This window comes from Klebsiella sp. EMBS2024, assembly GCF_036233805.1.
Classification (GTDB): domain Bacteria; phylum Pseudomonadota; class Gammaproteobacteria; order Enterobacterales; family Enterobacteriaceae; genus Klebsiella; species Klebsiella pneumoniae.
This window is the reverse complement of sequence record NZ_JAZARW010000001.1, coordinates 859,697-868,327: the sequence shown is the minus strand read 5'-3', so window position 1 is coordinate 868,327 and position 8,631 is coordinate 859,697. Positions and strand designations below refer to the sequence as shown.

The 8,631-nt window shown below is 58.4% G+C and carries 11 protein-coding genes; 6 read left to right on the top strand and 5 right to left on the bottom strand.

Features of this window, described 5'->3' with window-relative positions:
• Positions 1 to 128 precede the first annotated feature (128 nt).
• From ycgZ to VZP09_RS03995, 3 genes are all read left to right on the top strand, one after another.
• Positions 129 to 374: a regulatory protein YcgZ gene (gene ycgZ / locus VZP09_RS04005; protein WP_004151693.1), complete on the top strand. Its 246-nt coding sequence runs from the start codon at positions 129 to 131 to the stop codon at positions 372 to 374.
• Positions 375 to 501: 127 nt separating this feature from the next.
• Positions 502 to 807 carry a hypothetical protein gene (locus VZP09_RS04000; RefSeq protein WP_032433858.1) on the top strand — a complete coding sequence of 102 codons (306 nt, stop codon included), beginning with the start codon at positions 502 to 504 and terminating at the stop codon, positions 805 to 807.
• 51 nt (positions 808 to 858) lie between these two features.
• Entirely contained in the window at positions 859 to 1,125 is a 267-nt protein-coding gene (locus VZP09_RS03995) for a biofilm development regulator YmgB/AriR family protein (RefSeq protein ID WP_087791951.1), read from the top strand.
• A gap of 110 nt (positions 1,126 to 1,235) precedes the next feature.
• Here the strand turns inward: VZP09_RS03995 and pgl are convergent, their stop codons facing one another.
• Positions 1,236 to 2,231: a 6-phosphogluconolactonase gene (gene pgl / locus VZP09_RS03990; RefSeq protein WP_002895166.1), complete on the bottom strand. Its 996-nt coding sequence runs from the start codon at positions 2,229 to 2,231 to the stop codon at positions 1,236 to 1,238.
• A gap of 228 nt (positions 2,232 to 2,459) precedes the next feature.
• Between pgl and VZP09_RS03985 the strand changes: the two genes are divergently transcribed.
• Complete coding sequence (locus tag VZP09_RS03985) at positions 2,460 to 3,278, top strand: pyridoxal phosphatase (protein WP_004223715.1); 819 nt, start codon at positions 2,460 to 2,462, stop codon at positions 3,276 to 3,278.
• Here VZP09_RS03985 and modC read toward each other — a convergent pair whose 3' ends face one another.
• The 4 genes from modC to VZP09_RS03965 all read right to left on the bottom strand — a co-directional run bounded on the left by modC (position 3,279) and on the right by VZP09_RS03965 (position 6,094).
• Complete coding sequence (gene modC / locus VZP09_RS03980) at positions 3,279 to 4,337, bottom strand: molybdenum ABC transporter ATP-binding protein ModC (protein WP_004176832.1); 1,059 nt, start codon at positions 4,335 to 4,337, stop codon at positions 3,279 to 3,281.
• 2 nt (positions 4,338 to 4,339) lie between these two features.
• A complete protein-coding gene (gene modB, locus VZP09_RS03975; RefSeq protein ID WP_002895159.1) occupies positions 4,340 to 5,029 on the bottom strand; it encodes a molybdate ABC transporter permease subunit in 690 nt (229 codons plus the stop codon).
• The gene (modA, locus tag VZP09_RS03970) at positions 5,029 to 5,802 is read right to left on the bottom strand and encodes a molybdate ABC transporter substrate-binding protein (protein ID WP_004176834.1); all 774 of its coding nucleotides are present in this window, start codon (positions 5,800 to 5,802) and stop codon (positions 5,029 to 5,031) included. The genes modB and modA overlap by 1 nt, the downstream gene beginning before the upstream one ends.
• A gap of 142 nt (positions 5,803 to 5,944) precedes the next feature.
• Positions 5,945 to 6,094, bottom strand: coding sequence for an AcrZ family multidrug efflux pump-associated protein (locus tag VZP09_RS03965; protein ID WP_002895156.1), 150 nt, complete (start codon positions 6,092 to 6,094; stop codon positions 5,945 to 5,947).
• A gap of 152 nt (positions 6,095 to 6,246) precedes the next feature.
• Here VZP09_RS03965 and modE point away from each other — a divergent pair, with 152 nt between their 5' ends.
• Both modE and modF read left to right on the top strand, forming a co-directional pair.
• On the top strand, positions 6,247 to 7,035 hold the full coding sequence (modE, locus tag VZP09_RS03960) for a molybdenum-dependent transcriptional regulator (RefSeq protein WP_002895154.1): 789 nt from the start codon (positions 6,247 to 6,249) through the stop codon (positions 7,033 to 7,035).
• A 67-nt stretch (positions 7,036 to 7,102) separates the two neighbouring features.
• A complete protein-coding gene (gene modF / locus VZP09_RS03955; protein WP_021314057.1) occupies positions 7,103 to 8,575 on the top strand; it encodes a molybdate ABC transporter ATP-binding protein ModF in 1,473 nt (490 codons plus the stop codon).
• Positions 8,576 to 8,631 lie beyond the last annotated feature (56 nt).

The following is an 8,631-nucleotide window of genomic DNA, read 5'->3' as shown; positions in this document are numbered from 1 at the left end:
TTAAACAATTAAAAATCATATAGTTAAAATAACATGAATCATTATTGTGCAACTTTGTGTGTACAGGTTAATAATTATTGTATAAGTTTAATGGCAGTTAACAGATGAATGAAATGAAAGGAGCACATATGCAGCAGAATGGTTACATTCCAGATACAGCGAACGCAATTGCCCAGTATTTCAACAAAGCATCTTTGCCTTCCCAGCAGGAAACCCTGGGTCAGATCGTGATGGATATTCTTAACGAAGGGCGTCATCTCAACCGCAAAGCGCTATGCACCAAACTGTTGAGCCGCCTGGACCGCGCTCGCGCGCCGGAGGAAGAGAGCCACTATCAGACCTTAATTGGTCTGCTGTTTGCTGGCCAGGAATAACGCCATCGATCGTCGCCTGTTGCAGCGCCGCAGTAGCAGATGAGGGGCGATCGCTTCCACAAACCTGCTGCTGACCTGAATGNNNGTTCGCCTATTCAGGAAAAGGGTGGCATGCATAGAGACGGTTATGAATAACAGTGAAACTGAGGAAATAACCGATGAAATCATCGGCGAGGCGGTTCTAGCGCTTCTGAAAACGAATCGCCCGATTACCACCCCGACCCTGCTGGTTCGACTTCGGTTAATGCAGGCGACAGAACCAGATCGCCAGCGTAGAAAGATCATCGCTGCCGTGATCGAAGAAATTTGCGCGAAGCTTATCCGTCAGCGGAAGTACGCGCCTTTACAGGTAAAGAAAATCAATGGCCGTTGGGAAACCAGAGGTTCGCTGGCGCCAGACAGCATGCCGTCGGAAGTTAAAAAGATCCACTGATTATCCCAACCATGGTGAATTAAACAGAGTGAGAATGTGATGAGACAGACTATGCATCAGCAACCAGATATTTACGCAAGACTGCAGGACACCGCGCTCTCCGACTATTTCCGTAACGCCGGTGATAAACTGGTTGATGAGTCCGCCGTCATGTCGCTCGCCATCAACAGTATTCTCCAGTCCGAGGGTCACCTGAACAATAAGGTCATTATTTTATGGCTGATTCAGGCGCTGGAAACCACCGATGACGTGGTGACCGCGGACGTGATCCGAAAAACGCTGGAGATTGTCGTTGGCTACACCATGGACGATATCTAACGTCGTCACGCTTCTGGCCCGCCAGGACAACGCCTTCTCCGCAGAGCCTGTCCGCTCTGAGCAAAAAAAACCTCGCTAAGGCGAGGTTTTTTCTTTTACCTGATGGCGGTTCAGTGGGCGTTGACCACCACCCACATCGGCCCCTGCCCAACCGCATAGCGGCCTTTCTCCTGCAGCAGTCCCTGCTCACCGACGATATCGTACACCGCGATATGGTGCGACTTCTGCCCGGCGGCAATGAGATATTTACCGCTGTGATCGAGGTTAAAGCCGCGCGGCTGGGTCTCGGTAGGCTGATAGCCTTCCACCGCCAGCACGCTACCATCTTCCGAAACGCTGAATACCGTGATGATGCTGGCGGTACGATCGCAGGCGTAAAGATGACGGCCATCCGGGGTGATATGAATATCCGCCGCCCAGCGCACGCCGCTAAAATCAGGCGGCATCATATCCAGGGTCTGTACACATTCGATGTTGCCCTTAGGATCTTTCAGCTCCCAGACGTCAATCGAGCTGTTTAGCTCATTGACGCAGTAACCATACTGCTGGTTGGGATGGAATACCATGTGACGCGGACCGGCGCCCTCGACGGTCGTCACTTCCGCGGGCTCCTGTGCCGAAAGGAAACCATCGTCGCTGAGGGTAAACAGGCAAATGCGATCCTGCTTCAGCGCCGGCACCCACAGGGTGCGATTATCCGGGGAGATATTGGCCGAGTGGCAGCCTTCCAGCCCTTCCACCACGGTGATGGTTTCGCCCGGCAGGCCGTCGTGCAGCGGGGTCACGCTGACACAGCCCTGATTGTAGGAGGCGCTGAAGACAAAGCGGCCATGACGATCGGTAGAGATATGGGTCGGGCTGCCCGGCAGCGCAGCTTCGCCCGCAAAGGTTAACGCCCCGTTATCCGGCGTGATGCGATAGGCCAGCACGCGAAACTCCGGACGAACGCCAACGTACAGAAATTCCTTGTTGGGGCTGACCACCATCGGCTGGACCTGCCCTGGGGCATCAACCACCTGCACCAGCGTCAGTTTGCCGTCCGCTTCAAGACTCCAGACATGGATTTGTTGGCTTTCCGGGCTGGCGGTATAAACGGTTTGTTTCATGACTACTCCTTCCCTCACTGCACGTGGAATTTTCATTTTCAGGATAACNGCACCCTGAAAATTATAAGACATCCGCCCATGATACTCGCATCGTCCGCCGAATTTCCGCCGGACGGCGGCACAAAGGGCATACAGACATTCACGGCAGATGTGGAAAAATTGGTCCTGACGCCACGGCGGTGTACCATCATGGCCAGGTCACTTTTCAACATCAACCGGAAATAACACATGACAACACGCGTGATTGCCCTGGATTTAGACGGCACCCTGCTTACCAGCAAAAAAACCATTCTGCCCGCTTCGCTGGAGGCGCTGGCCCGCGCCAGAGAGGCAGGCTATCAGGTCATCGTCGTCACCGGACGTCATCACGTCGCTATCCATCCTTTTTATCAGGCACTGGCTCTCGATACACCTGCAATTTGTTGTAATGGCACCTATTTGTATGATTATCACGCAAAAAAGGTTTTGGCCGCCGATCCTATGCCGGTGGAGCAAGCGGTAAGCCTCACTGCCATGCTCGCCAAACAGCAGATCCACGGCCTGGCATATGTGGACGACGCGATGCTTTATGAACACCCCACCGGGCATGTGATCCGCACCCGCAACTGGGCGCAGGCGTTACCGGAAGATCAGCGTCCGGTTTTCGCTCAGGTCGATTCGCTGGCGCAGGCGGTTCGCGAAGTTAACGCGGTATGGAAATTCGCTCTCACCGATGACGACATTCCCCGCCTGCAGCGGTTTGCGCAGCAGGTTGGCGAGACGCTGGGCCTCGAGTGCGAATGGTCGTGGCACGATCAGGTGGATATCGCGCGCGCCGGCAACAGCAAAGGCAAACGCCTGGCGCAATGGGTGGCCGACCAGGGGCTGTCGATGCAGGATGTGGTGGCCTTCGGCGATAACTACAACGATCTTAGCATGCTGGAAGCGGCGGGCACCGGGGTGGCGATGGGCAACGCGGTGGACGAGGTGAAAGCCCGCGCCAACATGGTCATCGGCGACAATGAGTCCACCAGCATCGCCGAGTTTATCTACCGCCAACTGCTGTAATCAGGCGGCGATCGACACGCTTTTGATCTGGGCAAACACCTGCTGACCTGGCGCTATCGCCAGGTCGTCCCGCGCCCATGGGCTAATCCTGGCCCATAGCAGACGGCCACTCACTCTGAGCTGCACTTCAATCTGTCCGTTGACCTCCAGACACTGAGCCACCTCGGCGCGCAAGATATTGCGGATGCTGGTCCCGGACGGCTGGGCCAGTGTCAGCGAAACGTCCGACGCCTGAATGCGGATCCGTGCGGTGTCGCCTGCGGGACGTTCGAGCCGGTTGACCCACAGCAACTGGTCCCCCAGCGCCAGGGCCGTCATCGCATACTGCGGGTGCTGCGCGGCGACGGTGGCGCTAAGGATCGTACTCTGCTGCTCCGCCGGCAGCCAGGGGTGCATCACGCTGCTGCTCCAGACCTCCTCCAGCGGACCGAAAGCCTTCACCTTACCGGCCTCCAGCACCAGCACACGATCGGCCAGATGCTGGATCTCATCCAGCGAGTGGCTGACGTAGAGCATCGGAATATGAATCTCCTGCGCCAGCCGCTGCAGGTAGGGCAATAGCTCGCGTTTGCGCGGAATGTCCAGCGAGGCCAGCGGCTCATCCAGCAGCAGTAGCTCTGGCGCGGTCAGCAGGGCGCGGCCGATAGCCACTCGCTGCTTTTCGCCGCCGGATAACCGGCCCGGCAGACGATCCAGCAAGGGCGCAATCCCCAGCAGATCCACCAGCTTATCGAACTGGCTGACCATGGATTTCGCCATCCCATACTGCAGATTGCCGCGCACTTTATAATGGGGAAACAGGCGCGCATCCTGAAAGACATAGCCGATACGGCGCTGCTCCGGCGCCAGGCAGATACGCTGCGCGGTGTCGTTCAGCACCCGGCCATTGAGCACGATCCGCCCCGCCTGGGGTCGGGTCAGGCCGCTGATGGCGTTAATCAACGAGGTTTTGCCCGCGCCGGAGACGCCAAAGACGGCGGTGATCCCGCTGGCGGGCAGAGTTTCACGGATCTGCAGGCAGTGGCTACCGAGGGTCTGGGTAAAGTCCAGCTCCAGCATCATTATCCTCCCATGCGCTGGCGGCTCACGCGGGCCAGCCATTCCGAAATCAGCAGCGAAACCAGCGCCAGACCGATGGCGATGAGGCAGAGGCGGGCCGCCGCCCCCTCCCCGCCCGGGGTTTGAATCAAGGTGTACATAGCCGAAGGGAGGGTGCGCGTTTCACCGGGAATATTGGAAACGAACGTGATGGTCGCGCCAAACTCCCCTAACGAGCGGGCGAAGGCCAGCACCGTGCCGACAATAATCCCCGGCAGAGTCAACGGCAACGTAATGGTCAAAAATACCCGCCAGCGGCTGGCCCCGAGGGTTCTCGCCGCTTGCTCCAGTTTGACGTCCACCCCTTCCAGCGCCAGGCGAATGGCGCGCACCATCAGCGGGAAAGACATCACCGCCGCCGCCAGCACCGCCCCGCGCCAGCTAAAAGCAAAGCTGATGCCGAACCAGTCATACAGCCAGCTGCCAATAAACCCGCGCCGCCCCATGGCCACCAGCAGCAGGTACCCCACCACCACCGGAGGCAGCACCAGCGGCAGATGGAGAATACTGTCGAGCAGGGCCTTGCCGGGAAAGGTGCGCCGGACCAGCAGCCAGGAAAAAAAGATGCCAAAGGGCAGGCTCAAGGCCACCGCCAGGGAGGAGACTTTCAGGCTCAGCAGCACCGCCTGCCATTCGGGTTCGCTCAGAAACATCAGCGGGTGGTAAATCCGTAACGTTTAAAGATAGCGGACGCTTCCGGCCCTTTCAGGTAGTCATAGAAGGCGCTCACAGCCGCATTGCGGTGCCCATCGACAATCGCCAGCGGGTACTCGACTTTCTGATGCGAGGCTTCCGGGAAGGTGCCGACCACTTTCACCCCCTTGCTGGCCACGGCATCGGAGCCATAGACAATCCCCAGCGGCGCTTCGTTGCGCTCCACCAGCGCCAGCGCACCGCGCACGTCTTCAGCCGGGGCGAGCTTCGGCGACAACGTCTCCCAGGCACCGAGTTTCTGCAGTGCCTCTTTGGCATAGATACCGGCCGGGACATGCTGTGGATCGCCCACCGCCAGACGGCCTCCTTTCAGCAGGCTGGTCCAGTCGGTTTTCTCATCAATGGTTATCGCCCCCTGCGCACTGGCTTTCGGCGCGACCACTACCAGGCTGTTGCCAAGCAGAGTGGCGCGGGTTGCCGGATCGATGGCCTTTTTATCTGCCGCGTAATCCATCCATTTCTGATCGGCGGAGATAAACAGGTCCGCTGGCGCACCCGCTTCTATCTGCCGCGCCAGCGTCGAAGACGAGGCAAACGACGACACGACCTCGACGTTTTTTTCTTTCTTGTACGCCTGGGCAATATCCTGCATCGCGTTGGTTAACGATGCGGCGGCGAAAACGGTCACTTTACCCTCTGCCGCCAGCGCCTGACCCGCGACGCACAGCGTGAGTGATACCCCGACAACCCCGCGTAACCAAGAACCTGCCATCTTACTCTCCTGTCAATGCGTTATGTAGTCGATAATATAACGATATGCGAAGCGTTTTTATAGTGATACAGGACAATAAAACGAAGGGAAATGATACAGGAGGGAAATAGCACAGCGCCCGGTTAAACCGGGCGCCGGGAAATCAGTGATTTTGCTGGCTGCGATCTTTGTGGCCTACGCCGGAGAAGAGGTTGAACACTTCGCCAAGACCGTAAATCAGTCCCAGGATGACCGCCATCACCACCGGTACCATGATGACCGCAAAAACCAGACTTTTCAAAAGCTCTAACATGGTTCACTCCAGATAGTATGATTTCCTGATTGTAACGATTTCAGCCGAAAAAACACGTCCCATTTGTGCGGTGGGTAATGACCAACCGCGCAGAGAGGTTTTGCAAGTGGGCGACTATCGGTCACAATACCCTTTTTTGTCAGGAAACGATTATGCAGGCCGAAATTCTTCTCACCCTTAAGCTACAGCAGCGCCTGTTTGCCGATCCGCGGCGGATCGCCCTGCTCAAACAGATTGACCAGACCGGTTCGATAAGCCAGGGGGCGAAGCATGCGGGTATCAGCTATAAGAGCGCTTGGGATGCCATCAATGAGATGAACCAGCTCAGCGAACAACCGCTGGTGGATCGCGCCACCGGCGGAAAGGGCGGCGGCGGCGCGGTGCTGACCCGCTACGGGCAGCGTCTGATCCAGCTGTACGATCTGCTGGCGCAGATCCAGCAGAAAGCGTTTGATGTACTCAGCGATGACGATGCCCTGCCGCTGGATAGCCTGCTGGCGGCCATCTCGCGCTTTTCCCTGCAGACCAGCGCCCGCAACCAGTGGTTCGGCACCATTACCGGCCGCGATCGCCAGCAGGTGCAGCAGCACGTGGAAGTACTGTTGGCTGACGGAAAAACCCGCCTGAACGTCGCCATCACCGCGCAAAGCGCTGAGAAGCTGGGACTCGATGAGGGCCAGGAGGTGCTGGTCCTGCTCAAAGCGCCATGGGTCGGCATCACCCTCGATCCCGCAGCAGCCCGCCAGGCCGATAACCAGCTGTCGGGACGTATCAGTCATATCGAATGCGGGTCCGGACAGTGCGAAGTACTGATGACCCTGGCGGACGGTCAAACCCTGTGCGCCACCCTGCCACAGGCGCAGGCCGCTGGCCTGGCGGAAGGAACGGAGGCGATCGCTTACTTCAATGCCGATCGCATCATTCTCGCGACGTTATGCTGACCCCATTGACATTACGCGCCTGAAGTCGTATCCCTGATGCACATCGCTGCAAAAAATGGGATACATCATGTCATCATTGCAAATTTCGCAAGGCACGTTTCGCCTGAGCGATACAAAGACCTTAAAAATAGACCACCTGAGCGTGGCGGCGGGTGAAAGCTGGGCGTTCGTCGGCAGCAACGGCAGCGGCAAATCCGCCCTCGCGCGGGCCCTGGCCGGCGACCTGACCCTGCTCAGCGGCCAGCGCGAAAGCCACTTCTCCCGCGTGACCCGCCTCTCCTTCGAGCAGTTGCAGAAGCTGGTCAGCGACGAGTGGCAGCGCAATAACACCGACCTGCTCAGCCCAGGCGAAGAAGACACCGGCCGCACCACCGCGGAGATTATCCAGGATGAGGTGAAAGATCCTGCCCGCTGCGCGCGCCTGGCCGAACAGTTTGGCATCAGCGCCCTGCTGGACCGCCGGTTTAAATACCTGTCGACCGGGGAAACGCGTAAGACCCTGCTGTGTCAGGCCCTGATGACCGATCCGCAACTGCTGATCCTCGATGAACCTTTCGACGGTCTCGACGTCAACTCCCGCCAGCAGCTGGCTGCCCTGCTGGCCGACCTGCACAGCGCCGGCATCACCCTGGTGCTGGTGCTCAACCGTTTCGATGAGATCCCGGAGTTTGTGCAATTCGCCGGCGTGCTGGCTGACTGCACCCTCAGCGAGACCGGCGAGAAGTCTTCCCTGCTGCAGCAGGCGCTGGTCGCCCAGCTGGCGCACAGTGAAAAACTGAACGGCATCACCCTGCCGGAGCCGGATGTCCCACCGGCCCGTCATGCGCTGGCAGACTCGGCGCCGCGTATCGTGCTCAACGACGGCGTGGTCTCCTATAACGATCGCCCGGTCATCAATCACCTCTCATGGACCGTGAATCCGGGCGAACACTGGCAGATCGTCGGTCCCAACGGCGCCGGTAAATCTACGCTGCTGAGCCTGGTCACCGGGGATCATCCGCAGGGCTACAGCAACGATCTCACGCTCTTTGGCCGCCGTCGCGGCAGCGGCGAGACCATCTGGGACATCAAAAAGCATATCGGCTACGTCAGCAGCAGCCTGCATCTGGACTACCGGGTCAGCACCAACGTCCGCAACGTCATCCTGTCGGGCTACTTTGACTCTATTGGCATTTACCAGGCGGTTTCCGACAAGCAGCATAAGCTGGTGCAGCAATGGCTGGATATTCTCGGCATCGATAAGCGCACCGCCGACGCGCCGTTTCACAGTCTGTCGTGGGGCCAGCAGCGGCTGGCGCTTATCGTCCGCGCGCTGGTGAAGCATCCAACCCTGCTGATCCTCGATGAACCGCTGCAGGGGCTGGACCCACTCAACCGCCAGCTGGTGCGCCGATTTGTCGACGTGTTGATTGGCGAAGGGGCCACACAGCTGCTGTTTGTCTCGCACCATGCGGAAGATGCCCCGGACTGTATTACCCATCGCCTGGCGTTCGTTCCCAGTGGAGACGGTTACACTTATCAGCTCGGCCCCGTGGCCTGACGCCCCCTGCCGGGGATCGAAAGATCCCTGGTATTTTTCAGAAAAATAGCGCCAAA